At 71.7% G+C, this 25705-nt stretch carries 21 protein-coding genes; 6 read left to right on the forward strand and 15 right to left on the reverse strand.

Features of this window, described 5'->3' with window-relative positions:
* Position 1: 1 nt before the first annotated feature.
* On the reverse strand, positions 2-2188 hold the full coding sequence (locus ACZLKG_RS09565) for an alpha-ketoacid dehydrogenase subunit alpha/beta (RefSeq protein ID WP_463648595.1): 2187 nt from the start codon (positions 2186-2188) through the stop codon (positions 2-4).
* A gap of 161 nt (positions 2189-2349) precedes the next feature.
* On the opposite strand from ACZLKG_RS09565, the gene ACZLKG_RS09570 reads away from it, so the two are divergent.
* A complete protein-coding gene (locus ACZLKG_RS09570; protein WP_425708619.1) occupies positions 2350-2877 on the forward strand; it encodes a VOC family protein in 528 nt (175 codons plus the stop codon).
* A 7-nt stretch (positions 2878-2884) separates the two neighbouring features.
* Positions 2885-3538 carry a GntR family transcriptional regulator gene (locus ACZLKG_RS09575; protein WP_463648596.1) on the forward strand — a complete coding sequence of 218 codons (654 nt, stop codon included), beginning with the start codon at positions 2885-2887 and terminating at the stop codon, positions 3536-3538.
* Between the two features lie 38 nt (positions 3539-3576).
* Here the strand turns inward: ACZLKG_RS09575 and ACZLKG_RS09580 are convergent, their stop codons facing one another.
* The 9 genes from ACZLKG_RS09580 to ACZLKG_RS09620 form a co-directional block, all read right to left on the reverse strand.
* Positions 3577-5205, reverse strand: coding sequence for an amidohydrolase (locus ACZLKG_RS09580; RefSeq protein ID WP_463648597.1), 1629 nt, complete (start codon positions 5203-5205; stop codon positions 3577-3579).
* A 93-nt stretch (positions 5206-5298) separates the two neighbouring features.
* Positions 5299-6366 (reverse strand): ABC transporter ATP-binding protein, encoded by a 1068-nt coding sequence (locus tag ACZLKG_RS09585; protein ID WP_463648598.1) that lies wholly within the window; start codon positions 6364-6366, stop codon positions 5299-5301.
* Positions 6356-8281, reverse strand: coding sequence for a dipeptide/oligopeptide/nickel ABC transporter permease/ATP-binding protein (locus ACZLKG_RS09590; RefSeq protein WP_463648599.1), 1926 nt, complete (start codon positions 8279-8281; stop codon positions 6356-6358). The genes ACZLKG_RS09585 and ACZLKG_RS09590 overlap by 11 nt, the downstream gene beginning before the upstream one ends.
* Positions 8282-8299: 18 nt before the next feature.
* Complete coding sequence (locus ACZLKG_RS09595) at positions 8300-9244, reverse strand: ABC transporter permease (protein WP_425708624.1); 945 nt, start codon at positions 9242-9244, stop codon at positions 8300-8302.
* A gap of 119 nt (positions 9245-9363) precedes the next feature.
* Positions 9364-10902, reverse strand: a complete 1539-nt coding sequence (locus ACZLKG_RS09600; protein WP_463648600.1) for an ABC transporter substrate-binding protein — start codon at positions 10900-10902, stop codon at positions 9364-9366.
* A gap of 370 nt (positions 10903-11272) precedes the next feature.
* A complete protein-coding gene (locus ACZLKG_RS09605; protein WP_425708626.1) occupies positions 11273-12313 on the reverse strand; it encodes a LacI family DNA-binding transcriptional regulator in 1041 nt (346 codons plus the stop codon).
* A 111-nt stretch (positions 12314-12424) separates the two neighbouring features.
* Complete coding sequence (locus ACZLKG_RS09610; protein ID WP_463648602.1) at positions 12425-13879, reverse strand: NAD-dependent succinate-semialdehyde dehydrogenase; 1455 nt, start codon at positions 13877-13879, stop codon at positions 12425-12427.
* 232 nt (positions 13880-14111) lie between these two features.
* Entirely contained in the window at positions 14112-15503 is a 1392-nt protein-coding gene (locus tag ACZLKG_RS09615; RefSeq protein ID WP_463648603.1) for a C40 family peptidase, read from the reverse strand.
* A gap of 353 nt (positions 15504-15856) precedes the next feature.
* Positions 15857-16903, reverse strand: a complete 1047-nt coding sequence (locus ACZLKG_RS09620; RefSeq protein WP_463648604.1) for a ferric reductase-like transmembrane domain-containing protein — start codon at positions 16901-16903, stop codon at positions 15857-15859.
* 195 nt (positions 16904-17098) lie between these two features.
* Between ACZLKG_RS09620 and argF the strand changes: the two genes are divergently transcribed.
* Positions 17099-18109: an ornithine carbamoyltransferase gene (gene argF / locus ACZLKG_RS09625; RefSeq protein WP_425708630.1), complete on the forward strand. Its 1011-nt coding sequence runs from the start codon at positions 17099-17101 to the stop codon at positions 18107-18109.
* A gap of 99 nt (positions 18110-18208) precedes the next feature.
* Here the strand turns inward: argF and ACZLKG_RS09630 are convergent, their stop codons facing one another.
* Entirely contained in the window at positions 18209-19420 is a 1212-nt protein-coding gene (locus ACZLKG_RS09630; RefSeq protein ID WP_425708631.1) for an N-acetylglucosamine-6-phosphate deacetylase, read from the reverse strand.
* A gap of 160 nt (positions 19421-19580) precedes the next feature.
* On the opposite strand from ACZLKG_RS09630, the gene ACZLKG_RS09635 reads away from it, so the two are divergent.
* Together ACZLKG_RS09635 and ACZLKG_RS09640 are read left to right on the forward strand one after the other, a co-directional pair.
* Positions 19581-19946, forward strand: coding sequence for a hypothetical protein (locus ACZLKG_RS09635; protein WP_425708632.1), 366 nt, complete (start codon positions 19581-19583; stop codon positions 19944-19946).
* A gap of 172 nt (positions 19947-20118) precedes the next feature.
* A complete protein-coding gene (locus tag ACZLKG_RS09640; protein WP_425708633.1) occupies positions 20119-20526 on the forward strand; it encodes a hypothetical protein in 408 nt (135 codons plus the stop codon).
* A gap of 74 nt (positions 20527-20600) precedes the next feature.
* On the opposite strand, the gene ACZLKG_RS09645 is transcribed toward ACZLKG_RS09640, so the two are convergent.
* Positions 20601-21230, reverse strand: a complete 630-nt coding sequence (locus ACZLKG_RS09645) for a TetR/AcrR family transcriptional regulator C-terminal domain-containing protein (RefSeq protein ID WP_425708793.1) — start codon at positions 21228-21230, stop codon at positions 20601-20603.
* A 333-nt stretch (positions 21231-21563) separates the two neighbouring features.
* Between ACZLKG_RS09645 and ACZLKG_RS09650 the strand changes: the two genes are divergently transcribed.
* Positions 21564-22199, forward strand: coding sequence for a GNAT family N-acetyltransferase (locus tag ACZLKG_RS09650; RefSeq protein ID WP_425708634.1), 636 nt, complete (start codon positions 21564-21566; stop codon positions 22197-22199).
* A gap of 142 nt (positions 22200-22341) precedes the next feature.
* On the opposite strand, the gene ACZLKG_RS09655 is transcribed toward ACZLKG_RS09650, so the two are convergent.
* From ACZLKG_RS09655 to ACZLKG_RS09665, 3 genes are read right to left on the reverse strand one after another with little or no spacing between them, the layout of a single operon-like run.
* A complete protein-coding gene (locus ACZLKG_RS09655; protein ID WP_463648605.1) occupies positions 22342-23634 on the reverse strand; it encodes an argininosuccinate synthase in 1293 nt (430 codons plus the stop codon).
* Positions 23631-24185, reverse strand: coding sequence for an arginine repressor (gene argR, locus ACZLKG_RS09660; protein ID WP_463648606.1), 555 nt, complete (start codon positions 24183-24185; stop codon positions 23631-23633). Before argR ends, ACZLKG_RS09655 begins: the two co-directional genes overlap by 4 nt.
* A complete protein-coding gene (locus ACZLKG_RS09665; protein ID WP_463648691.1) occupies positions 24182-25495 on the reverse strand; it encodes an acetylornithine transaminase in 1314 nt (437 codons plus the stop codon). The genes argR and ACZLKG_RS09665 overlap by 4 nt, the downstream gene beginning before the upstream one ends.
* Between the last annotated feature and the right edge of the window lie 210 nt (positions 25496-25705).

A 25705-nucleotide genomic window follows, 5' to 3' on the forward strand; every position in this document is an offset into this window, starting at 1 on the left:
CTCAACCACCGAATCCGTCGACGACGCGCCTGAGACCCGCGACGACCTCTTCCGTGCCTGCGATCGCCGCTCGCTCGAGGACCTTCGAGATCGACGGCGACGCCTCGGCGCCGGTCACGCGCGCCACGGGCTGGTCGAGGTGGTCGAAGTAGCGCCGCTGGATCTCGTCCGCGAGCCAGCCGCCGTAGGACGTCCCGACCGCTCCCTGCTCGACGACGAGGACGGCGTTGGTCTTCCTGATCGACCGCCCGATCGTCTCCCAGTCGATGCTCGCCCGGTCCAGCCAGCGCAGGTCGATGACCTCGGCGTCGACACCGACCTCGTCGACCGCCTCCAGCGCCTTCGCGACCATGCTGAGGTAGCTGATCACCGTCACGTCGTCGCCCTCGCGGCGGACGGCCGCGCTGCCCACGGGGATCTGGTAGTCGAGGTCGCTCACCGGGATCTCTCCCTGGGTGCCGTAGAGGTCGACGTGCTCGAGGACGAGGACCGGGTCGTCGAGCGCGAGCGCGGTGTTCATCAGACCCACGTAGTCGAACGGGGTCGAGGGCGCCACGATGCGCCAGCCCGGACTGGTCGCGAAGATGCCGGCGGGGTCCATCGAGTGCTGGGACCCGTAGCCGGTCCCGGCGGCAGCCTTCGTGCGCAGCACGAGCGGGACCGGGTTGTCGCCGCCGAACATGTGCCGGGCCTTGGCGATCTGGTTGAAGACCTGGTCGGCGGCCACCCAGAGGAAGTCGGGGTACATGAACTCGACGACGGGGACGAAGCGCCCGTCGAGCGCGATCCCGCCGCCGAGGCCGGCAAAGGCGTTCTCGCTGATCGGCGTCCCGAGGACGCGCCCGGGGTAGGCGGCGGCGAGTCCCTTCGTCGCACCGTTGGTGCCGCCGCCGAGGTTGTGGACGTCCTCGCCGAGGATGACGATGCGCTCGTCGGTTCCCATCCTCCGGTCCATCACGCGGGCGACCGCCTCGATGAACCTTCCCCGGCTCAGGTCCCCGCCGAAGGTCTCCTGCTCCTCGGTCCGCGCGCCCTCGACCTCGCTGAGGTCGCCGCGCACACCGACGTCGACGAAGTCGGTGCTCGGCCACAGGTCGGGTCGGATGCGGCGGGTGCCCGGCTTTCCGTCGGGGTCGGCCTCGAGGAGCTCGGCGACGACGTCGGTCATCGCCTCGGTCGCCTGACGCCGCACCGCCTGGACCGCCTCGTCGTCGACGAGATCGAGCGTCCGCATCTCGGTGGCCACGCGCTCCAGGGGGTCGCGGGCACGCCAGCCGGCCTCCTCGTCCTTGGTGCGGTACCCGAACGCGCTGCCCGGGTACGGGCCGTTCTGGTGGAAGAACCTGTAGACCTCGGCCTCGACGACCGTGGGCCCGTTGCCGGCGCGCATGTGCTCGAGCGCGGCCTGCGTCGCGAGGTGGACGGCGAGCGGGTCCATCCCGTCGACCCGCCACGAGGGGATGCCGAAGCCCGGGCCGCGGCCCGAGAGCCGCGGCTCGGCGGTCGCCTCGGCCACGGTCGTGGAGACGGCGTAGAGGTTGTTCTCCACGAAGAAGCACAGCGGGACGTCCCAGGCGCCCGTGAGGTTCATCGACTCGAGCACCGAGCCGATGTTCACGGCGCCGTCCCCGAAGTAGGAGATCGTCACGTCGTCGGTTCCGGCGTGGCGCTGGGCCCATGCGTTGCCGGCGGCGAGCGGGACGCCGCCGCCGACGATCGCGTTGGTGCCCAGTGCGCCGGCCTCGTGCCACTGCAGGTGCATCGACCCGCCCCGGCCGCGGCAGAACCCCTGGGCGAGCCCGAGGATCTCGGCGAGCGTGCGGCGCAGGACGGTCCGGATCTCGTCGTCGACGAGACTCTCCAGGTTGAGTCCGTCCGGCGCCACGTGGCCGATGGCCTTGGCCAGGAACTGGTGGTGGCCGCGGTGGGAGCCGTTGACGCCGTCGGAGGATCGCAGCCCGACCACGGACCCGACGGCGCCCCCCTCCTGGCCGATGCTCGAGTGTGCGGGGCCGTGGACGAGCCCCTCGCCGGCGAGCTCGAGGACGGTCTCCTCGAACGCCCGGATGAGGTGCATCTGGCCGAGCATCGTGGCCAGCAGGCCGGGGTCGGCGGCGCGCCAGTCCTCTGCGGTGGTGGACAGCTCGACCCAGGAGACCTCGGGCTCGAGCGGGACAAGTCGGGGCATCGGAGCGTTCTCCCTCGAACGGCGGTCAGGCAAGACGACGTGCTCTAGACCTTGACCAGATTACGTGAGCATTGGATACGATGACAAGACCAGGGCCGCGTGATCACCATGAATGACCACGGTGATCGAGCGCCAATGTATACATTACGAAGGAGTCGGTCATGGCAGGACTTCCCGGACTCGTCGGTACCGAGCACATCGGCTTCACGGTCCCCGACCTCGAGGAGGCCGAGCGGTTCTTCGTGGACGTCATCGGCTGCGAGCGGATCTACTCGCTCGGTCCGTACCAGCACGACGACGACTGGATGACCGAGCACCTGGGCGTCGACGCGCGCGCAGTGATGCGCGAGCTGCGCTTCTACCGGTGCCGGACCGGCCCCAACTTCGAGATCTTCCAGTACGAGACGCCGGGCGCGCAGGCGCCCCAGCCCCGCAACAGCGACATCGGCGGGCACCACCTGGCGTTCTACGTCGAGGACCTCGACGCCGGGGTCGAGCACCTGCGCGCCCATGGCATCCGCGTGCTCGGCGAGCCCACCGCGAGCACCAGCCACAGCACGGGCCAGCGATGGGTCTACTTCCTCAGCCCGTGGGGCATGCAGCTCGAGCTCGTCAGCTTCCCGAACGGGAAGGCCTACGAGAAGACGGCGCCCACGAAGCTGTGGCACCCGGCCGACCCGACCGCGTAGGCCCGGGATGACCGTCAGGGACAGGACCGCCTCCGCCCGCATCGTCGCCGGTCTGCGCGAGCGCATCCTCGCCGGCGAGCTCAGGCCCGGGGACCGCGTCCGGCAGGAGGAGGTGGCGGAGTACTTCGGCGCGAGCCGGCTGCCGGTGCGGGACGCCCTGCGCCAGCTCGAGGCGGAGGGACTGGTCCGGCTGGTCGCGAGCTCGGGCGCCTGGGTCGCGAGCCTGAGCCTGCAGGAGTGCACGGACGCGTACCTCATCCGCGAGCAGGTGGAGCCGCTGCTCATCGAGCAGTCGCTCCCCCACCTCGACGCCGAGACGATCGACCGGCTCGACGAGCTGGCCGACGAGATGGAGGGCGCCGACCTGCAGACGTTCCTGCAGCTCGACCGGGAGTTCCACCTGCTCAGCTTCAGCGCGGCGCGCCCGGGCATGGTCATCGACCTCGTCCACCGGCTGTGGAACACGACCCAGCACTACCGGCGCGCCTACGCCCTGCTCGTGGGTGACTCACGCGACCGGACCACCACGGCGGAGCACCGGCTGCTCGTCGACGCCGTCCGACGCCGAAGCGTCACCGACGCGCAGGCGGTGCAGCGGCTGCACGTCCGCCGCACCCGACTGGCGCTGGCGGAGCATCCCGAGCTGTTCGACGCCGACTGAGACCGGGGAGCCGGAGCCTGAGCCGGCGCGGCACACACTCATCGCGCGTGCGCCGAAGCGTCGTGGACGACCTGCCCACCGATCACCGTGAGGTCCGCTCGGATGGCCGGGAGCTCGCTCGCGTCGACCTCCAGGTAGTCCTGATCCAGGACCGCGACGTCCGCCAGGAATCCCGGCTGCAGCCGTCCTCTGCTCCCCTCCTCGAAGGAGAACCAGGCCGCCTGGGTGGTGAGCAGGGCGAGCGCCTCGTGGCGGTCGAGCACCACGGACTCGTCCCAGATCTGGGTGCCGGACAGCGAGCGACCGGTCGTGAGCCACTGCAGCGTGGCGAACGGGTTGTAGGTCGCGACGCGCATGCCGTCCGAGCCCGCGGCGATGCGGACGCCCGCGGCCTGGAGCGCGCGGACGTCCGGGGCGGCCCGGACGGCGTCCGCGCCCCACAGCTCGGCGATGTGCTCCCCCTCCATGCGCAGGATGGCCTCGCAGATGACACCGGCACTCATCGAGGCAAGGACCTCGGCGTGCTCGGCCGTGACCGACTCGCCGTGCACGATCGTCCAGCGCAGGTCGCTCAGCGGGATGGCCGCGTGGATGCGGCGCCACATGTCGACGACGACGTCGGTGGTCTCGGGCCGGAAGAGGTGCATCTGCACGGTCCAGCCGCGCTCGGCGCACGACCGCAGGATCGCCTCGATGCGGTCGCGGTGCTCCTGCGCGAGGTCCGGGAGGCGGTCGACGCCGTCGTGCATCGGCCACATCATGATCTCGCCGACGCCGAGCACCGAGAGCCGCTCGTCGCCCTGCCGGGGGTGCACGAACCGGGTGATGCCGTCGAGGTCCTCCTCCTCCCGACCCGGCCCGCTGGAGTGCACGGTCAGGCGCACGCGCGGCACGAGCTCGCCGCGGCGCCAGGTCTCGAACAGGGGCCGGTAGACGTCGGGGCCCGTGTTGGCGCCACCGCCGTCGATGAGGCCGACCACCCCGAACGTGGCGAGCTCGCGTCCGGCCGCGGCGGTCGAGGCCACCTGTTCCTCGAGGCTCGGCACGGGGAGCTGGGCGTAGAGCCACCTGAGCGCGGTCATGGTGCGGACGAGACCCGTCGGGGTGCCGGCGTCGTCGGTCTCCACGGTGGCGGGGTCGATGCCCTCGTCGATCGCACGGGCCAGGGGGACGCGGGCCAGGGCCGCGCTGTTGAGCATCCCGTACGAGTAGAGGTGCTGGATCATCACCGGGTGCTCGGGCGCGGCCTCGTCGAGCTCGTCACGGGTGGGGTGGCGCCGTTCGCTGAACTGCGCGGGGTCCCAGCCGCCGATGACCATGATCCAGGTGCCCGCCGGGCTGCTGCGAGCCCGCTCGGCGATGAGCGCAAGCCCCTCGGCGAGGCTGGTCACCGTGCCCCAGCGCACCTCGTCGTTCCAGGTGAAGCCGGCGCGGGCGAAGTGCACGTGGGTGTCGATGAGGCCCGGCACGACCCGGCGGCCGGCCAGGTCGACGATCCGGGTGTCCGGGCCGGTCCATCCGTCGATCTCGTCCGCGGTCCCGACGGCGGCGATGCGGTCACCGACGATCGCGAGCGCCTCGGCCTCGGCCGGGACGCCGGTGACGTCCTCAGCCATCGTCGTGACGAGCCCACCCGTGAGGACCAGGTCGGCAACTGTGCGTGACATCTGTCGATCTCCTTGTGCGGTGCGCGGATACGTCGTTGGTGGACAGGCGGTGGGTGTCGGGCTCCGATACTGCGCCCGGCGTCTGGCACGGACTCAGCTGGACGGAGCGGATGCGCCGATGGCGGCGTCCCGCATCGCCACGGCCTCGTCGAGGTCGCGCGCGCGGGCGACCTCCTCGGCGAAGTGGCACGCCGAGATCTGGCTGGTCCCGGGCACGGGCCGCGGCTCGGGCCGCTCTTCGCGGCACCGGTCCACGGCGAGCGGGCACCGCGGGTTGAACGGGCATCCGGCCGGGGTGTGCAGGGCGTCGGACGGCTCGCGCGCGGTGCCGGCGCTCGGCCGCCAACCGCCCTTGGCGGCGTTGGCCTTCGGGTTCGCGGTCAGTGTCGAGTCGAGCAGCAGCCGGGTGTACGGGTGCGCCGCGCGGGCGTAGACCTCGTCGGTCTCACCGACCTCGACGAGGCGGCCGAGGTACATGACGCCGACAGAGGTCGAGACGTGCTTGACGACCGTGAGGTCGTGAGCGATGAAGAGCATCGCGACGTCGGTCTCCCGCTGCAGGTCCATGAGCAGGTTGATGACCTGGCTCTGGGTGCTGACGTCGAGAGCGCTGACCGCCTCGTCGCAGATGACGAGCCGCGGCTGGATGATGAGGGCGCGCGCGATCGCGACCCGCTGGCACTGCCCGCCGGAGAGCTCGTTCGGCACGCGGTCGAGGTGGTGCTCGGACAGCCCGACGTGCTCCAGCGCCTCGACCACCGCTGCCTCGACCGCCTGGGCATCGGTGCTCACGTGCCGTCGGGCGACCTGGCTCAGGCTCTCGCGGACCGTCTGGCGGGGATTGAGCGAGGAGGTCGGGTCCTGGAAGATCACCTGGACGTCGCTGCGGTACTTCAGCGGCGTGCGGCGCCCGAAGCTCGAGATGTCGGTGCCGTCGAAGCGGATGGCACCGGACGCCCGGTCGACGAGCCGAAGGACGGCCCGCCCGGTGGTCGACTTGCCCGAGCCGGACTCCCCCACGAGGCCGAAGATCTCGCCGGCCCCGATGGTGAAGCTGACGTCGCGCACGGCGTGCAGGGTGCGGCGTCGGCCGATCCCTTCCCCCGGGAGCCGGAAGGTGATGCTGAGGTCCTCGACCTCGAGCAGCTGGTCAGCGCTCATGGGCAGGTCCCTCCAGGACGAGCTCGTCGACGCGGATGCATCGGGCATTGTCGGTCATCGGTATCCGGCCCACCGCGCAGTCCGGCGTCGCGAACTCGCACCGGGGGTGGAAGCGGCAGCCGGTGGGCCAGTCCCACGCGGGCGGGACGGTTCCGGGGATCGTGGGGAGCCGGTCCTGGGTCTCGGTGCCCTCGGCGGGCAGGGCGTTGAGCAGGGCCTCGGTGTACGGGTGACGCGGCCGGCTGAAGAGCTCGGCGGTGGTGCGCCGTTCGACGATCTGGCCGGCGTACATGACCGCGACGCGGTCGCACGTGCTGGCCACGACACCCATGTCGTGCGTGATGAGCAGGACCGACATGTCCAGCCGGTCGCGCAGGTCCACCAGGAGGTCGAGCACCTGGGCCTGCAGGGTGACGTCGAGCGCCGTCGTGGGCTCGTCCGCGATGAGCAGCTCGGGATCGCTCGCCAGCGCCGCGGCGATGCCGACGCGCTGGGCCATGCCTCCGGAGAACTGGTGCGGGTAGGCCTTGAGCCGCCCCGTCGCGTTGGGGACGCCGACGAGGGAGAGCAGCTCGCGCGCCCGGGCCTCGGCGGCCCGGGCCGAGACCTTCTGGTGCGCCCGCACCGCGTCGACGAGCTGGGCGCCCACGGTGTGGGTCGGTGACAGGCTGGAGATGGGGTTCTGGAACACCATCGCGATGCGCGCACCGCGGATCGCCCGCATGCGCTGTGCCGGCAGACCGACGAGCTCCTCCTCCTCGAGCATGATCGAGCCCGCCGTCACCTTGAGCTCCGGCGGCAGGAGGCCGGCGATCGCCTTACCGGTGACCGACTTGCCCGAGCCCGACTCACCGACGAGGCCGTAGATCTCGCCACGGTTGATCCCCAGCCCGATCGAGGAGATGAGCTCGATACCCTCCGACCCGCGCGGGGCCCGCACGGTCAGCCCCTCGAGGGTGAGCAGGTCACCCTTCTCCGAGTCCGCGAGCGGGATGAACTCGGTCCGTTCCGCACCGACGGAGGCCGTCTCGTCGTCCTCGTCGTCGTAGGCGTCCTCCAGCGGGTCCGGGGCCCCCGCCGGGGCGGGCACGACGTCGATGCCGCCTCGCACCCTGCGCACGGACAGCCGGTCGCCCAGCGCGTCGCCGGTGAGGTTGAACAGCAGGATCACCACGGTGATCGCGATGCCCGGGACGATCGCGAGGAGCGGGTGGTTGTAGAGCTCGCCGCGGGCCTCGTCAAGCATGAGACCCCAGCTGACCTGGTCCGGGCTCGCCCCGACGCCGATGAAGCTGAGCATCGACTCGATGAGCAGCGCGACGCCGAGCAGCACGGACCCCTGCACGATGAGCGGGCCGGCGATGTTGGGCAGGAGGTTCCGTACGACGACGTACCACGGGAGTCCCGTGACCCGCGCCGCGTCCATGTAGAGCATCTCCTTCTGCGAGAGGACCATCGCCCGGGTCACCCGGTAGCAGCTGTCGATGAAGACGATGCCCACGGCGGTCATCGCGTTGGTCAGTCCGGCGCCGAACACGGCGATGAAGGCCAGCGCGAAGAGCAGTGCCGGCACGGACTGCATGACGTCGGCGACGCGGGTGCCGATGCGGTCCCACCACCCGCCCCAGTAGGTGAACGCGATGCCGAGGCTGACGCCGACGCTCATCGCGATGGCGACGGCCTGGACGGAGGCGAGCATCGCGGTCTGTGCACCGCCCAGCAGCCGGGAGAAGACGTCACGCCCCAGCTGGTCGGTGCCGAGCAGGTGATCCGCGCTGGGCGGGGCGAGGCCGGGCCCCACGTTGAGCCGGGACGGATCGTACGGCGCCAACCACTGGGCCGTCACCGCCACGACGGTGATCAGCCCGAGGCCGACGAGGCAGGCCCACAGGAGGACGGAGCTACGGCTTTTCACGAGTGACGCACCTCACGCTCAGCTCGCCCGGATCCTGGGGTCGATCCCGCGGTAGACGATGTCCACCACCAGGTTCAGGAGCAGGACGAAGACGACGATGATCAGGACTCCTGCCTGCAGCAGGAACGGGTCGGAGCGCTGGACCGCCCGGGTGAGCTCGGTGCCCAGGCCCGGCTGCGAGAACACGCTCTCGACGACGAGGGTGCCGCCGACGATGATCGGCACCTGGATCCCGATGGTGGCGACGACGGGGACCATCGAGTTCTTGAAGATGTAGCGGTTGACGATCCGGTTCTCGCTGATCCCTCGCGAGCGCAGTGCGGTGACGAACTGGCTGTTCGACATGTCGCGCACCGCGCCGCGAGTCTGACGCGCGATGACCGCTGCGGGATTGAGGCCGAGCGCGATGCCGGGCAGGATCAACGAGCGCGCCCACTCCACCGGGTCCTCGGTGATCTCGGTGTACCCGGAGACCGGCAGCCATCCCAGCTGGACGCCGAGGAGGATGGCCAGCAGCAGGCCGACCCAGAAGTTCGGGACGGCGATCCACAGGGCGTTGATCACCGAGATGACGCGGTCCGCCCACGACCCGGCCCGCAGCCCGGCGATCGTGCCCAGCCCCAGGCCGAGGACGACGGCGCAGGCGATGCCGGCGATCGACAGGGAGATGGTGACGCCGACGCTGTCACCGATGAGCTCGGCGACCGGCCAGTTGGCGTACACCGAGTCTCCGAAGTCGCCCTGGACGGCATTCCACAGCCAGCTCCCGTACTGGACCGGCCAGGAGCGGTCGAGCCCGAGCTCGGCGCGGACCTCGGCGACCTGCGCGTCGGTCGCGCCGTCGCCCAGCAGCACGCGCGCCGGGTCGACCGGCATGAGCTTGGCGAGGACGAAGACGAAGATCGAGGCGGCGATCAGCACCGGGATCATCAGCGCGAGCCGGTTGAGGATCATCTTCAGCATGCGTGGTCACCCGTCCGACAGGCCGTGCGGACCGCCCCGCCCGTCCCCGCGACCCGGAGGCGCGACGAGGACGGCGGGACGGCCGGCACGGCAGGATGGTCGATCGTCGAGGGCATGGGTCAGCCGCTGATCTCGACGTCCATGTAGTTGAAGGTGTCGATCCGACCGGGGATGGCCTCGAGACCCGAGACAGCCTCGGGGTCGGAGATCCAGATGCCCGTGAGGTAGAACTGGCCGCAGTCGTAAGCTTCCTCGAGCGCGATCCGCGAGAACTCCTGGTAGGACTCCTCGGCGCTCTCCTCGTCCTCGGCGGCCGCGCCCTCCTGGACCGCGGCGAGCAGCTCCGGGTACTCCACGCCGTGGGCGTTGCGGCCCGACTCCGGCGCGTAGCGCGTGAGGTAGTAGGCGTAGGGACCGTGGGCGGCCAGGTTGCTGAAGAGGATCATGGGCGCCTCGCCGTTGTTGTACGTCGAGATGAACTCACCGAACGGCATGACGTCGAGGTTGACCGTGATGCCGATCTCCTCCATCTGGGAGGCGAACACCTGATAGATCGGCTGGTACTCGTCCGGGGTCGGGAGCGTGAACTCGACGTCCGGGTTTCCCGCCTCCTCGAGGAGTGCGATCGCGGCGTCGACGTCGTAGGGGTAGAGGTTGTCCACATCGGGGTTGAACCCCGAGGTGCCCTCCCGGAAGATCTGGCTCGCGGTCTCGCCGTGCCCGGAGTAGTGCGCGTCGAGGAACTGCTGCGAGTTGATGCCGTGGCAGACGGCCTGCCGGACGTTGACGTCGCTGAACACGCCCTCGACGTCGGACAGCATCGCCGCCCACTGGACCTTGGGGTAGACGACGACGTCCATGCCCTCGGCCTCGGCCTGGTCGATCTGGCCACCCTCGCCGTAGATGACGTTGGCCCGGCCGGTCTGCAGTGCGTTGAAGCGCTGCTCGGGCTCCGTCATCTCCAGGTAGGTGACGCTGCTGGGGCCGACCTCGTCGGCGTTGTAGTAGTCGGGGAACGCATCGACGACGATCTCGGAGCCGATCCGGGACTCGTCGGCGTTGTACTGGAACGCGGCGGAGCCGATGGGCTCGCGGAAGCTGCCCTCCTCGATCGTCGCCGGGGCGACGATCGAGCCGGGCCAGTCGGCAAGTGTCTCGAGGATGCCTCCGGTCGGCTCGGACAGCTCGAGGCGGACGGTCGTCTCGTCGACCGCGACGATCTCGGTGACGTTGGCGAACACGGCCTGGGAGTTGTGCGGCGTGTCCCGGATGCGCTCGATGTTCTGCACGACCGCATCGGCGTCGATCGGCGTGCCGTCGTGGAAGACCGCGTCGTCCCGCAGCACGAACTCGATGTGCTCCGGCGTCTGCTCCCACTCCGTGGCGAGCATCGGCTCGAAGCCGCTGCCGTCGGCGTTCCAGGCGATGAGCGTGTCGAAGACCATGGACATGTATGCCGGGTTGGCCTGCTGGAGCGGGTCCCAGTTGTCCAGCGGCTCGGGCCCGGCGATGACCAGCGCGCCGCCCTCCTCGCCGTCTCCACCGTCTCCGCCGCCGTTCTCCGCGGAGTCCCCGCCGCCGCAGGCGGCGAGCACCACGAGCGCGGCCGTCGCGGCGGCACCCGTGGCTGCACGGGCAGTTCTCTTTGACTGAGCCATCTTCTTCACCATTTCCCGCCGGAAGATCGGCGAACCAAGGTCGGTCGACACTGACAACACCTCAGGCGCTCACGTGACCTCCTGCGTCACGCGCCGTTCCTGCCCCTCGTCGACGAGGTCGGACGACACGATTGTCGCGAGGAATACAAACGATTGCGCTACGTGGCAGCCTCCTCCGTTCGGCGTGTTCTGTCAAGCACCGCACGGACTTGATGAACATTCTCGGGAAGGAGATCCACAGGACACCGCGATGCATGGTGCGAACGATTGCTGGAAAGTCGGGCCGCCCCACCGAGGCGAATGAACGGATCCCGGCGCCAGGTCAGGTGGTGAGGTCAACCTGCCAGACCGGAACGAAGCGTGCCCCGGATCAGGAGACGGGGACGGGACCGGTGGAGTCCCGGACGACCAGCTGAACCGGCAGCGAGACGGTGCGCGCATCGTCCGCCTTGGTCTCGAGCCGGCGGATCAGCAGACGCGCCGCCTCCGCACCGATCTCTGCGTGCGGCACGCGGACCGTCGTCACCGCCGGGGAGAGCTTGTCCATGAGCGGCATGTCGTTGTAGCCGACGACACTGACGTCCTCGGGGCAGCGGAGTCCCCGCTCCCGCAGCGCGTCGAGCACGCCCACGGCGATCTGGTCGTTGCCGGCGAGGATGGCCGTCGGGCGCGCGCGCCCCAGGATCTCGTGCGCGACGCGGGCGCCCTCCTCGATGGAGTACGTGCTCACCTCGCCGCTGAACGTGTCGTCGAGCTCACCACCCAGCTCGAACATCCACTGGCGGAACGCACGCGCACGGAGGGCGCCGGTCGAGATGCTGCTGGGGCCCGCGATGTGCCCGATCCTGCGATGGCCGAGGCCGAAGAGGTGCCGCATCGCCTGCTCGACACCGTGCCCGTCGTCGCCGAGCACGACGGGCAGCTGGGTGTGCTCGTCGCGCCGATTGATGAGCACGAGCGGGATGCCGGCCCGATGGGTCGCCTGGACCGTGTCGTCGTCCCGGCGGGCGGACGCGACGATCAGGCCGTCGACCTGGCGTGTCTGGAGCGCCTCGAAGGAGTCGCGCTCGCGAGCGGGGTCGTTGTCCGTGTCGGCGATCAGGGTCGTGTAGCCGGCGCGGGCGAGCTCGAAGTCAGCGCCGCGCACGATCGGCGGGAAGAGCGGGTTCGTGAGGTCGGGGATGACGATGCCGACCATCATCGACCGATTGGTCTTGAGCCCCTGCGCCATCGGGTTCGGCCGGTAGTTCAGCGCCTTGGCCGCCTGCTGCACCTTGCGAAGCGTCGCCTCGCTGACCAGGCCCTGGGTGGCCGGGTTGAGCGCACGCGAGGCCGTGCCCGCATGGACGCCGGCGCGGCGCGCCACCTCCTGGAGCGTGACCGACGACCGGCCCTCCGCCGACGCGCTCATCGACTCCCACCCCCTTCCGGCAGCACACGGCGACGTCGTGGTCAGGAACGATCCCGACCTCCCCGAGGTCTACCGGTCCCGACCGTCAGAGTGCCGATGCAAACGTTGTTGTCACCAGTCTACGGCGACGTACTTCGACTCCGCGTACTCCAGGAGACCCTCGTGCCCGCCCTCACGACCGAGGCCCGACTGCTTGGTGCCGCCGAACGGTGCGGCGGCGTCCGAGACGACCCCCCGGTTGAGACCGACCATCCCCGAGTCCAGCGCCTCGCTCACGCGCAGCCCGCGCGAGAGGTCGGTGGTGAACACGTAGGAGACGAGCCCGTACTCGGTGGCGTTGGCCCGCTCGATGGCCTCCTCGTCGGTGTCGAACACGACGACGGGGGCGACGGGACCGAAGATCTCCTCGCCGAGGATCTGGGAGTCGCCGTCGACGTCGGCGAGCACGGTCGGAGGGTAGAAGTAGCCGGATCCGTCCGTCTTCTCGCCGCCGGTAAGGATGCGGGCACCACGAGCCGTCGCGTCAGCGACGAGCTCCTCGATCTTGGTGATCGCGTCGTCGTTGATGAGCGGCCCCACCTCGGTGCCGACGTCGAGACCCGGCCCGACCGTCAACGCCTCCATCGCCCGCGCCAGGCGCGCCGCGAACTCCTCCGCGATCGGCCGCTGCACGTAGATCCGGTTGGCCGCCGTGCACGCCTCTCCCCCGTTGCGCATCTTCGCCAGCATCGCCCCGGCGACGGCCTTGTCGAGGTCGGCGTCGTCGAGCACGACGAACGGTGCGTTGCCACCGAGCTCCATCGAGCAGGAGATCACGCGGTCCGCCGCCGTCCTGAGGAGTCTGCGCCCCACCTCGGTCGAACCGGTGAAGGACAGCTTGCGTACGCGGGGGTCGTGCAGGATCTGATCCGCCACCGCGCCGGAACGACGCGAGGGCAGGACGTTGACGACGCCGTCGGGCACGCCGGCCTCCGCCAGGATCGCGCCGACCGCGAGAGCGGTCAGCGGCGTCTCGGACGCTGGCTTGAGTATCACGGTGCAGCCGGCGGCGAGGGCAGGACCGATCTTGCGGGTGGCCATCGCGGCGGGGAAGTTCCACGGCGTGATGAGCAGCGAGATGCCGATCGGTTGATGGATCACCATGATCCGGTTGGCCCCCGAGGGCGCCGTCTGGATCTCTCCCCTGACCCTGACCGCCTCCTCCGCGTACCAGCGGAAGAACTCGGCGGCGTACCGCACCTCACCCAGCGCGTCGGACAGCGCCTTGCCGTTCTCTCGGACGATGAGCTCGGCGATCTGCTGCTCACGCTCGATCATGAGGTCGAACGCCTTCATGAGAATGCCCGAGCGTTCCCGCGGGCTCGTGGCGGCCCAGCCGTCCGCGGCTGCTTCGGCGGAGTCGACGCATGCGGCGGCGTCGTCGAGCGTGCCGTTGGCGACGGTTGCGAGCACTTGCGCGGTCGCGGGGTCCGTGACCTCGAAGGTGCCACCGTCGCTCGCGGCGCGGACCTCGCCGTTGATGAGCACGCCGGTGGGGGTGTCGATGCCGACGACGATCTGCGTCATTGCGAGATGCCTTCCAGAGGATTGCAAGCGTTTGCAGTCAACGGTAGATCCGCGGTCGAGCGTGGTCAAGCGGCGTGACTCCGGAACGACGCCTGCATGCGCAGCAGGGCGGCGCGCGGACGACCCCCCGGCTGGACGCACGTGCGGCCCGACGCATGATCGCGTCGGGCCGCACGTGGTCGGTGGTGGCGGAGGGCCGGCTCGCAGCCCTCGCCCCGTCAGCTGGTGAGGACTACAGGACCCTCAGGTAGACCGGGTTCCCCGCGACCCAGGAGTTGGGTCCCACGCGGGTACCCATGCCCGGGTTCCAGGCGCCGATGTTCTGGCCGTTGCCCGTGTAGATGGCCACGTGGCCCGGCCACCAGATGAGGTCGCCCGGACGCGCCTGACTCGCCGGCACCTGCTGGTAGTGCGCGAACGCGCCCCACGCGGTGGTCCGCGGCAGGGTGACGCCGAACTGGGCGTACACGTACCCCGCGAAGCCGATGCAGTCCCAGCCCGACGGCGTGGTCCCGCCCCAGACGTACGGCGAGCCGAGGTACTGGTGCGCCACCGAGACGACGGCGTCGCCGCGCCACGCGGGTGCGGGAGCCGGCGCGGGGGCCGGCGCAGGAGCTGGCGCCGGTGCAGGAGCAGGCGCGGGGGCCGGTGCAGGAGCAGGCGCGGGGGCCGGTGCCGGTGCGGGTGCAGGAGCCGGCTCAGGCTCCGGCTCGGGAGCGGGCTCGGGAGCGGGCTCGGGCGCCGGCTCAGGCTCGGGAGCCGGTGCAGGCTCCGGCGACGGGGCGGGCTCAGGTTCGGGCGTCGGCTCCGGCTCCGGCTCGGAGGCCGGCACGGGAGCCGGCGTGGGCTCGGGCTCCGGGGTCGGCTCCGGCTCCGGCTCCGGCTCGGGCTCCGGCTCCGGCTCGGGCTCTGGGGCGGGCTCCGGCTCGGGCTCTGGGGCGGGCTCCGGCTCAGGGGTCGGCTCCGGCTCAGGGGTCGGCTCCGTCTCAGGCTCCGGCTCCGTCTCAGGCTCCGGCTCCGGCTCGGGAGCGGGCTCAGGCTCAGGAACGGGCTCGATCTCCGGCTCGGGCGCCGGCTCCGGCTCCGGCTCCACCAGCTGCCCACGGTCGATCGCGAAGGTGCTGCGACCGTCGGCGAGGCTCGAGACGACGATCGTGTCGCCGGCCTGCCCGTAGTGGAAGACGTGGTCGGCGGCGCCGTGGTCGCGGGCGTTGCGCACGTACATGGCGTTGCCGCGGCGGACGGTCACCGACGTGGCACCGTCGCCGTCCCAGTCGCCGACGAACAGCGCGTCGCCCTCGGCACCCAGGCTCACCGCCGTCGTGCTCGCGTCGTCCCCGGACAGCGGCGCCGCGGGCTCGTTGGACGGCCAGGAGGCCAGCGTGGGGGCCGCACCGAGCGGGCTCGTCGCGGCCGGCCCGAAGGTGAAGGCGCTCGACGTCACCGACCCGAACGTGAACGTGGACGACGACGCGGTCAGTCCGTGCAGCGCGATCCGTGTGACCTGGTCGGCCGGGGGTGTCGCTCCGACGTCGCCGTTGGTCCCGTAGGCGGCCGAGCTGGCCACGCACGCGATCGCCAGGCCCACCCCCGCACCAGCGGGCAGCCATCTCTTCAGACGCACAGGTTCTCTCCTCGTTCGCACTCAGGCCCCCCAGCCCCGTCCCACCTGCCTCGCTGCAAGCGATTCGCGGTGGCTGTCGACGGCACGACGTGCCGTGTTACTCGTGAGACTAGAGGTAACCAGAGTGAACCCGTGTGACTCAAGTGAAATGAGACCTACATCTCATCGAGACAGGGGCGGCCCCAGGTCGTGACCCGGCCGACCCCGGATCGTGATCCGACAACGAACCGTCCCGCACGGCTCGCCGAGCCGTCACCGGGCTCGAGCGCGCACGGCGCGGCAACTGCCGCCCACACGTCGCACGATCGGGCCTGGGTGAACCCGGGTCGGTACGTCACGCCCGTTCGGCGTGCTCAGCCCGCCCGGCGCTCCCCCGCCGGCTCCTCGACGCGCCGCTCCGGCGTGCGCCGCCGCTCCGACCGGTACGCCCGCACGACGGCCACCGCCACCACGAGGACGAACACCGCGAACCCGACCCAGATCATCCACTGGGCCGTGTTGAGGGGCGCACCGTCCACACCGGGCGTGCGTCCGCCGTCGCGGCCGGTGGCGGCGACCAGCAGGAGCACGAGGATCGTCGCGGTGGCGGCGACGCGCGCGACGAGCCGGCCGACGCGGGCGACCGTCGTCGCCCCGGGCCGGTAGGCGGGCCGCAGCAGCCGCACGAGGAGCAGCCCCGCGACCGGCAGCTGCAGCAGCCAGACCGTGGTCCGGAACGGACCGTCGAACCACACGCTCGTGCCGTACAGCAGGGTGTGCCAGGCGCTGAGGACGTAGACGACGATGACCGACGCGTGCAGCGCGCGCCACGTGCGCGGCCCCATCGCGCGGCGCGCGTAGAACGCGAGTCCCAGCGGGACCGCCAGGTAGAGCGCGAGCAGCCCGATGAGGATGGCGATCACGCCGGTGCCGCTGCTGTACCCGCCGGGCACCCACGACTGGACGAACGCCTCCCACACGCCGGCGGCCCAGCCCGACTCCGCGGTGTTCTGCCGCACCATCTCGGCGAAGAACCACACGACGTGGGCGAACATCAGCGCGATGGTGGTCAGGCTCGTCTGGCGGTGCCACCGCTCGAGCGTCCCGACGGACATCGGCATCCAGCTCGGGTGCCGGCTCGAGCGCATGAGCCCGAGCATCACCGTGATCCAGACCCACAGCATGGCCGTCCAGCCGAACGCCTGACTCACCCAGTACATCCAGTACTCGCCGGCGGCGAGGTCCGGCATCACCTCGATCGTGTCCGACGTGCCCTGCTCGATCCGCCACCAGAGCAGCGCGACGATCGCCAGCGTGGCCACGAGCGCCACGCTCGCGTCCAGCGCCGCTCCGCGGATGTCTCGCGTCAGCGCGGCGGAGTCGAACCACGCCCTGCGGCGTCCTGCCTCTGTCCTGGTCATCGGTGACCATCCTGTTCCCCCGGCCTGCGGGCGAAGCTCGTCGTCGAGCGCAGCACCCCTTCCGCTCACCGCTGTAATAAGGGTCCGCGCCCGTGGCCACACCCGGTCGGCCCGAAGTCGGAACGGACCACGAGGCGGGCCGGGAGCGAGCCGTTCGCCGTCGGGCACGTCCCGCGACCTACGTACGCTTGTGGCATGACCACCGCCCACTCCCTCACCGGCCGCCACCTGCTCAAGGAGCTCGACTTCTCCCCCGCCGAGTGGCTGCACCTCGTCGACCTCGCCGCCCGCCTCAAGGCCGAGCGCCTCGAGGGCCGCGAGGAGCGCCGGCTCACGGGTAAGGCGGTCGCGCTCATCTTCGAGAAGACCTCCACCCGCACGCGCGCCGCCTTCGAGGTCGCCGCCGCCCACCAGGGGGCCGCGACGACGTACCTCGACCCGTCGGGCTCGCAGATCGGGCACAAGGAGTCGATCCCGGACACCGCCGCCGTGCTCGGTCAGATGTACGACGCCATCGAGTACCGGGGCGACCACCAGGCCACCGTGGAGACGCTGGCCGAGCACGCCGGCGTCCCCGTCTACAACGGCCTCACCGACGACTGGCACCCCACCCAGATGCTCGCCGACGCCCTGACCATCAAGGAGCAGGTGGCCAAGCCCTTCTCCGACGTCGTGCACGCCTACCTGGGTGACGCCCGGTTCAACACCGGCCGCTCCCTGCTCGTCTCGTCCGCGCTGCTCGGCATGGACGTGCGGATCGTCGCGCCCGAGGCCTACCAGCCGCCGCCGGACGTGGTCGAGGCCGCCCGCGCCATCGCCGAGACCACCGGCGCCCGCATCACGCTGACCTCGGACGTGGCTCAGGGGGTGCGCGGGGCCGACGCCGTCTCCACCGACGTGTGGGTGTCCATGGGCGAGAAGAGGTCGGTGTGGGACGAGCGCGTCGCCGCGCTGCGGGGCTACCAGGTGACCGGCGACGTCATGGCCGCCACCGGCAACGACTCCGCGATCTTCCTCCACTGCCTGCCGGCGTTCCACGACCTGGGCACCGCCGTCGGGCGCGAGGTCTACGACGCCACCGGCATGGACGCGCTCGAGGTCACCGACGAGGTCTTCCGGTCCCCCGCCTCGAAGGTGTTCGACCAGGCCGGCAACCGGATGCACACGATCAAGGCCGTGCTCGTCGCGACGCTCGCGGGGGTCTGAGGCAGCTCGCGGAATGGCAGGACGGAACTCGCCGGAACGCCGGCACACACTCGCTGAAACGCCATGCGGAACTCGCCGGAACGCCGGCCGGGCCGCGCGTCAGCGCACGAGATCCCCGTCCCGGTAGACGGATGTCGGGCGCAGGTCGTGATCGGTGAGGACCACGTCGGTGCGGGTGCCAGGAGCGAGGCGACCGACGTCGGTCCGACCCAGCACCCGCGCCGGCCCGGCGGAGGCCATGAACACCGCGTCGACGAGCGGCACGCCGGCCCCGTGAACGGTGCGCACGACGTCGATCAGGTGGCTCGTGCTGCCGGCGAGCGCCCCGCCGTCGGCGAGGCGAGCGACGCCGTCGGTCACCGTGACGCGCAGGTCGGCGAGGTGGTGCGCGCCGTCGGGCATGCCGGTCGCGGCGGTCGAGTCGGTGACGAGGACCGCCGCGTCGCGTCCGACGATCTCGACGACGTCGCGCACGAGCGACGGGTCGAGGTGCACGCCGTCACCGATGAGCTCGACGACGACGAACCCCCTCGCGGCTGCGGAGAGGATCGCGGGGATCGGACCCGGGTCGCGGTGGCTGAACGGACGCATGCCGTTGAACAAGTGCGTGACGGTGGGCCTGTGCGAGCGGGGCGCGGGTCCGGCCGCTTCCACACTCGCGTCTACGAGGAGCCGGGCGGCGTGGGCGATCGCGGCGCGGGTGGTGGCGGCGTCGGCGTCGGTGTGGCCGAACGACGGGAGCGCGCCGCCGCGCGCGAGGGCCGCGACGACGTCGTCGGCCCCGGGGAGCTCGGGCGCGAGCGTCATCGTCGCGAGGTGCCCTCGGGCGAGGTCGATCAGCTCGGCGGTGAGCGCCGCGTCCGGCGGGCGGATCGCGTCGACATCCTGCGCGCCCGCGCGGGCGGCGGAGAGGAACGGTCCCTCGAGATGGATGCCGGCGAGCTCCCCGGCCTCGCACAGGTCGGCGAGCAGGCGGATGCGGGACGTGAGCGCCTCGGGAGGCGCGGTGACGAGGGAGGCGAGCATCGTCGTCGTGCCGTGGGAGCGGTGTTCGCGGACGGCGCGCAGTGTGGTGGCGGCGTCGACGGGGTCGGGGAAGCCCACGCCGGCACCGCCGTGATTGTGCAGGTCGACGAGTCCCGGGAGTACGTAGCCGTCGGTCTCATGACGGTCGACGCCCGTGAGGTCGAGGTCGCTCACGGGCGCGACGTCGACGATGCGGCCCGCCTCGACGACAACCGCGGCGTGCTCGAGCACCTCGTCCGGCGTCACGACCCGGCCGAGGAGCGCGAACCGGGCGGAGGTGGGCATGGTGCCAGCCTGCTACACGGGCGGCGGGGCGCGACGTCGCGGATCGCGCAGGGACCAGGGACCAGGACCCCGGCCGGGGCCGAGGGTGCGGGCGTGCGGCGTCAGGATCCGCCCTGGAACGTCGCGGCCGGCGGCGGTGCCCTCCGGCTACCGTGGCGCCATGCCTGGACGCCTCACCCGCACCCTCACCGGCGTGCTCGCCGCCGGTCTGCTCGCCACCGGCCTGGCCGCCTGCGGCGGTGGCGACGAGCTCTCCGAGGCCGACGCGTGCGAGCAGTACGAGACCACGTACAGCGAGTTCGAGGCGCGCGCCGCCGAGCAGGACAACGCCTCCGACGACATGTCGATGTTCGAGGAGTACGAAGGTGAGCTGACCTCGCTCGCCGAGCAGTCCCCGGACAACCTCGCCACGCTGTTCGAGTCCGAGGCCGAGCTCATGGCCTCCATCGCCGACGGCACCGCCGAGATCACCGACCTCGAGGCCTCCCAGCAGAACAGCCAGGCGATCGCCGACATCTGCGGCTGATCCCGGAGTCCGGTACAGGCTGCGGAGCGGGAGCCGTGCGGCCGTCCGCCCTATGATCGCCAACGGGTCGCGCGTCCCGCACCGACGACTCGCGCGTGTTGTCGTGGCCCCGTACCCACGAGACGCTCGTGCCGCTTCCGACCGATACCGACGACAGTCACGGAGAGCACCGATGATCAGCCGCCGTTCCGCCGCCGCCCTCCTCGCTGCCGGCACCCTGGCCACGACCCTTGCCGCGTGCGGCGGAGGGGGCGAGGAGCTGTCCGAGTCCGAGGCCTGCGACGAGTTCTCCACCATCTACCAGGACATGGAGAACCAGACGATCGAGCTCACCGACTTCACGGACATGGACGCCGTGTCGGACATCTTTGCCGAGTACGGCGAGCGGACCCGCGAGCTCTCCGAGCAGTCGCCGGACAACCTGCGTCCCCTGTTCGAGCAGGAGGCCGAGTTCGGCGAGAGCGTGAGCGGCGGCGACCAGCCGGACGCGGACGTCATCGCGAACAACGCGGAGAACGAGGCCGCGATCCGCGAGATCTGCGGGGAGTTCAGCGGCCTCGGCGGCGGCTCGGTCGGCTGACGGATCCCGGTCCGGCGGATCGGCCGGCAGGTCACGGGTCCGGCGACCGTCGGGCGCCTGCATGGACCGCACACTCAGTCGAGCGCCGTCAGGCCTCGAACCACGCGGTCGAGACCGTCCCGGAACGCGGCGTCCAGGTCCAGCGCTCTGGCCGGTGCGTCGCTGAGCTCCGTGAGCCATGGATGACGACGCGCGACTCCGGTGCGGTCCAGGCGCCGGACCTCACCGTCCCACCAGCCCTCGAGGCTCGCGAACGACCGCCGCGTCTCCTGCTGCTCCGCGACGAGCAGCAGGCCCATGCCCTGGATATAGGCGCTGAACGAGACGTACCGGTCCCGCGACACCTCGGCACCGAGGCCGAGCGACCGGAAGGCCTCGACCGCCGAGCGCGCGGCCGCCAGGACGGCAGGCACGAGCGGCGGACGCGTGCTCGCGAGCACCGGGACCAGCCAGGGGTGGCGGCGGTACGCCGTCCACTCGTCCAGGCCCAGGCGTCGCAGGACCGATCCAGGCACCGGATCCTGCGCCTCGCCCATCGTCCGGGCGGCGAGCACGCGCTGCACCATGGCCGCCACGAGCCGGTCGCGACTGCCGACCTCGCGCTGCACGCGGAGAAGCGGCACCCGGGCACGCGCCGCCACGGCACGCAGGGTCACCCCCTCGGTACCGTCGGAGTCGGCGATGGCGACCGCGGTGTCGAGCATCGTCACCCACTCGTCCCTGGAAGCAGGACCGTCGGCGGATCCGGAACTGCTCGGCGCACCCCCGACGGGCGCGCCACCGGCGGTCGAACCCCCGGCGGCTGCGTCGAGGCGTCCGCGATCACGACGGCGCCGGTACGCGCGCGCCTGGCAGGAACGTGAGCAGTAGCGCCGCGGCCGCCCCGTGCGCGCGGCCTCGTCGATCTGCTCCCCGCACTCCGCGCACCGCACGCCGCGCCACCCTTTCGTCACAGATTCAGTGTGACGAAACTACTGGAGGACCTGCCGACGTCGAGGGACGGTGATCGTCCCAGACGCCGACCCGGGAGCCGCCCCATGCCCGCCATCGCCCGCCGTCCCACCGCCCGTCGCGCCACGGCCGCGGACCTCGACCGCACCGTCGACCTGGCCCTGGACGCATTCGCCGACGAGGCCGTCATCACCTGGCTCATCCCCGAGCCCACCGCCCGCCGGGCCTATCTGGAGCAGACGTTCAGCGCCTCCGTGGCGGACGCGGTCCGGGCACGCCTGGTCGTCGTCGCGCAGGCACCGGGCGGCAGGCTGACGGCCGCGTCGTTCTGGCAGCCCCGCCACCAGTACGACGACGCGGATCCGCCGTCGGCGAGGGACGAGCAGGCAGGTCCGAACACGGAGACGAGCGACGACGACGGACCGACAGGCGCGCGCCTGGCCGCGCTCCTCGAGGCGACCGGCACCCGGCAACCGGACGTCGCCCACCTGCACCTCTCCGCCATGGCGGCGCTGCCTGACCAGCGCGGTCGCGGGTCCGGGTCCGCCATGGTCGCCGCCGGTCTGAAGCACGCGGCCGAGCTGGGGCTGCCGGTCTACCTGGAGGCATCGACGCCGGGCAGCCTCCGCCTCTACGCACGCCACGGGTTCGTGTCCCTCGGCGCATCCATCCGGCTCCCGGACGGCGGCCCCACCCTGCAACCGATGTGGCGCGACGCCTGAACAGCGCACAGGTTCACGAGAGCGGGGGTCGTGCGCGAGATCGCTGGATATCACCCGCGATCTCGAGCACGACCCCCGCTCTCGTCGAGGTGACGTGAGTTGAGGCGGAGTGAGGAGCTGCAGAGTCCCCCTCCGCCCCGCATCAGTCGGTGAAGAAGTCCACCCCGTTGCCGAACTTCTCGTCGCGCGCCGCCGACAGCTTCGAGGTGAGGCCGTAGATGTCGATGAAGCCGACCGAGCTCGACTGGTCGAACGTGTCCCCGGCGTCGTAGGTCGCCAGGTTGAAGTCGTACAGCGAGGAGTCCGAGCGGCGCCCGGTGACCGTCGCGCGGCCGCCGTGCATCGTCATGCGGATCTCGCCGGAGACGTAGCGCTGCGTCTCCGCCACGAACACGTCGAGGGCCTTCTTCAGCGGCGAGAACCACTGGCCGTCGTACACGAGCTCGGCCCAGCGCTCCGAGACCCGCCGCTTGTAGCGCGCGAGCTCCCGCTCGACGGTCACGTTCTCGAGCTCCTTGTGCGCGGCGAGCAGCGCCATGGCGCCGGGCGCCTCGTACACCTCGCGCGACTTGATGCCCACGAGCCGGTCCTCGACGACGTCGATCCGACCGATCCCCTGCGCGCCCGCCCGGCGGTTCATCTCCTGGATGGCCCGCAGCGGGGTGACGGCCACGCCGTCGATCTCGACCGGGATCCCCTGCTCGAACCGGATGATGACCTCGTCCGGCAGCGGCGGGTAGGTGGGGTCGTCGGTGTAGCTGAAGATGTCCTTCGTCGGGGCGTTCCAGATGTCCTCGAGGAAGCCGGTCTCGATGGCGCGACCCCACACGTTCTGGTCGATGGAGAACGGGTTGTTCTTCGTCGTCTCGATGGGCAGGTCGTGCTTCTCGGCGTACTCGATGGCGACGTCGCGGGTCAGCGCGAGGTCACGGACCGGCGCGATGCACTTGAGCTCCGGCGCGAGCGAGGTGATGCCCACCTCGAAGCGGACCTGGTCGTTGCCCTTGCCGGTGCAGCCGTGGGCGACGGTCGTGGCGCCGAACCGCTTCGCCGCGCGCACGAGGTGCTTGACGATGACCGGGCGCGAGATCGCGGACACGAGCGGGTAGGCGTCCTGGTAGAGGCCCTGGGCCTGGAGCGCCGGCATGCAGTACTCGGCGGCGAACTCGTCCTTGGCGTCGGCCACGTAGGCGTCGACGGCGCCGCAGTCGAGCGCGCGCTGGCGGATGACCTCGAGGTCCTCACCGCCCTGCCCGACGTCGACGGCGACCGCGATGACTTCCGCGCCCGTCTGCTCGCCGATCCAGCCGATGGCGACGGAGGTGTCGAGCCCGCCGGAGTAGGCGAGGACGACGCGATCCTTGGCCCCGCCGGTGGTGCCGGTGCCGGCCCCGCCCGAGGGAGCGGGGGTGGTCGGGGAGGTCTCGGTGGTCATGCGTCCTTCCTTTCGGCCTCATCGGGCCTGGTCGACTCCGCGTGGGAGGTGGAACGGGGCCCGCCGCGGCGGGCCAGCTCGAGGAGCCGGGCGACGAGCCCGGCGGCGGTGGGGTCGTCGCGCGTGATGACGAGGACCGTGTCGTCGCCGGCCACGCAGCCGAGCACACCCGGGAACCGGGACTGGTCGACGGCGGAGGCCAGCAGCTGGGCGGCGCCCGGCGGGGTGCGCAGGACGGCGAGGTTCTGTGCGTGGTCGGCGCTGACGAGGACCTCGACGCACCACCGTTCGAGGCGCGCGTGAACCTGGGCGGCGTCGGTGATCGGCGCGGGCGCGACGAGGGCGGGCAGCGCGTAGACCTGCGAGCCGTCGGAGCCGCGGACCTTGACGGCGCGCAGCTCGTCGAGGTCCCGGGACACCGTGGTCTGTGTGACCGTCACGCCCCGCTCCGCGAGCAGACCCTGGAGCTCGGACTGCGAGTGGACCTCCGCCGTGGAGATCAGCTCCTCGACGAGCGAGTGCCGCGCGGCCCTGGTGGTCGGGGCGCTCACCGTGGGATCTCCTCGACGCCGGTCGCGTCGGTGTCGGCGTCGGCGTCGGCGTCGGCGTCGGCAGAATCGCGCTCACTCGTCACGGGTGGCGGGGCAGAACCGCGCTCACTCGTGGCAAGGGCGCGCTCGACGCGGCCGAGAGCCAGGGCGAGCTTCTCGGCGGCCTCGGCCACGTCGTCGTCGGACAGGACGAGCGCCGGGGCGAGGCGGATCGCATCCGGCTGGACCGGATTGACGATGAGGCCGGCGTCCTGGGCGGCGGAGCTGATCGCGGCCGCGTGCTCGCCGCTCAGCTGGACGCCGATGTGCAGGCCCGCGCCGCGGGTCCCGGTCACGAGCGGGGACCCGACGGCCTCCACGGCGGCGCGCAGCGCGGAACCGGTCCGGTCCACGCTCTGAAGGAAGCCGGGCGCCCCGACGACGTCGAGGACCGCGAGCGCCGCCGCGGCCGCCACGGGGTTCCCGCCGAACGTCGTGCCGTGGGCGCCGGGACCGAGCTGCGCGGCGGCGTGCTCGCCGAGCGCGATCGTGGCGCCGATCGGCATGCCGCCGCCCAGGCCCTTGGCGAGGGTGACGACGTCGGGCACGAACCCGCCGCCGAGCTCGGGTCGATGGTGGCCGAGCCAGGTGCCGGTCCGGCCGATGCCGGTCTGGATCTCGTCGATCACGACGAGCGCTCTCGCCTCCCGGGCGGCCTGTCCGGCCGCCGCGAGGAACCCGTCGGGCAGCGGCGTGACGCCGGCCTCGCCCTGGACGGGCTCGAGGAACAGCCCGGCGACGTCGCCGACGGCGAGCTCGCGGCGCACCGCGTCGATGTCCCCGGGGGCGACGAAGGTGACGTCGGGGCCGAGCGGAGCGAACGGTTCGCGGTAGGCGGCCTTGTGGGTGAGCGCCAGCGCGCCGAGGGTGCGGCCGTGGAAGGCGTGCTCGAGGGCGAGTATCCGGCCCGGGCGGCCGGGGCCGAAGCGCGCCGACCCGTGGCGGCGGACGATCTTCACGGCTGCCTCGTTGGCCTCGGTCCCCGAGTTGGACAGGAACACGCGCGAGCCCTCGGGGGCGCCGCCGGGCACCGCGATCCCCAGGAGCCGCTCGGCGAGGCGCACCTGCGGCTCGGTGGTGAAGAAGTTCGAGACGTGCCCGAGACGGGCGACCTGGTCGGCGACCGCGCCGACGAGGGCCGGGTGGCCGTGACCGAGCGAGAGCACGGCGATGCCGCCGAGCAGGTCGAGGTAGGTGCGCCCCTCGGAGTCGGTGACGTGCGTGCCCGACCCGGAGACCAGCTCCAGGCGCGGGACGCCGAACGTGTTCATCACGGCGCCCGTGTAGCGGTCCTGCCAGGTGCGCGGCTCGGCCGACGCGGCGGGGGCGTCGGTGGCGGCGCCGGGCGACCCGGCCGAGGCGAAAGTCCCCTCACTCGTCGAGTCGGGGGAGTCGGCAGAGGCGGAAGTCCGCTCACTCGTCGGATCGGACGAGTCAGCGGGGATAAAAGTCCCCTCACTCGTGGGGCGGGGGTGATCACC

Source organism: Georgenia sp. Z2081 (assembly GCF_055326445.1).

Coding starts and splice junctions, on each gene's coding strand:
- ACZLKG_RS09610 (WP_463648602.1), bottom strand. CDS start 13,879: ATGACGCAGATCGTCGTCGGCATCGACACCCCCACCGGCGTGCTCATC.
- ACZLKG_RS09635 (WP_425708632.1), top strand. CDS start 19,581: ATGCCTGGACGCCTCACCCGCACCCTCACCGGCGTGCTCGCCGCCGGT.
- ACZLKG_RS09575 (WP_463648596.1), top strand. CDS start 2,885: ATGACCGTCAGGGACAGGACCGCCTCCGCCCGCATCGTCGCCGGTCTG.
- ACZLKG_RS09655 (WP_463648605.1), bottom strand. CDS start 23,634: ATGACCACCGAGACCTCCCCGACCACCCCCGCTCCCTCGGGCGGGGCC.
- ACZLKG_RS09640 (WP_425708633.1), top strand. CDS start 20,119: ATGATCAGCCGCCGTTCCGCCGCCGCCCTCCTCGCTGCCGGCACCCTG.
- ACZLKG_RS09645 (WP_425708793.1), bottom strand. CDS start 21,230: ATGCTCGACACCGCGGTCGCCATCGCCGACTCCGACGGTACCGAGGGG.
- ACZLKG_RS09650 (WP_425708634.1), top strand. CDS start 21,564: ATGCCCGCCATCGCCCGCCGTCCCACCGCCCGTCGCGCCACGGCCGCG.
- ACZLKG_RS09600 (WP_463648600.1), bottom strand. CDS start 10,902: ATGGCTCAGTCAAAGAGAACTGCCCGTGCAGCCACGGGTGCCGCCGCG.
- ACZLKG_RS09565 (WP_463648595.1), bottom strand. CDS start 2,188: ATGCCCCGACTTGTCCCGCTCGAGCCCGAGGTCTCCTGGGTCGAGCTG.
- argF (WP_425708630.1), top strand. CDS start 17,099: ATGACCACCGCCCACTCCCTCACCGGCCGCCACCTGCTCAAGGAGCTC.
- ACZLKG_RS09595 (WP_425708624.1), bottom strand. CDS start 9,244: ATGCTGAAGATGATCCTCAACCGGCTCGCGCTGATGATCCCGGTGCTG.
- ACZLKG_RS09580 (WP_463648597.1), bottom strand. CDS start 5,205: ATGTCACGCACAGTTGCCGACCTGGTCCTCACGGGTGGGCTCGTCACG.
- ACZLKG_RS09585 (WP_463648598.1), bottom strand. CDS start 6,366: ATGAGCGCTGACCAGCTGCTCGAGGTCGAGGACCTCAGCATCACCTTC.
- ACZLKG_RS09665 (WP_463648691.1), bottom strand. CDS start 25,495: ATGAACACGTTCGGCGTCCCGCGCCTGGAGCTGGTCTCCGGGTCGGGC.
- ACZLKG_RS09605 (WP_425708626.1), bottom strand. CDS start 12,313: ATGAGCGCGTCGGCGGAGGGCCGGTCGTCGGTCACGCTCCAGGAGGTG.
- ACZLKG_RS09620 (WP_463648604.1), bottom strand. CDS start 16,903: ATGACCAGGACAGAGGCAGGACGCCGCAGGGCGTGGTTCGACTCCGCC.
- ACZLKG_RS09630 (WP_425708631.1), bottom strand. CDS start 19,420: ATGCCCACCTCCGCCCGGTTCGCGCTCCTCGGCCGGGTCGTGACGCCG.
- ACZLKG_RS09570 (WP_425708619.1), top strand. CDS start 2,350: ATGGCAGGACTTCCCGGACTCGTCGGTACCGAGCACATCGGCTTCACG.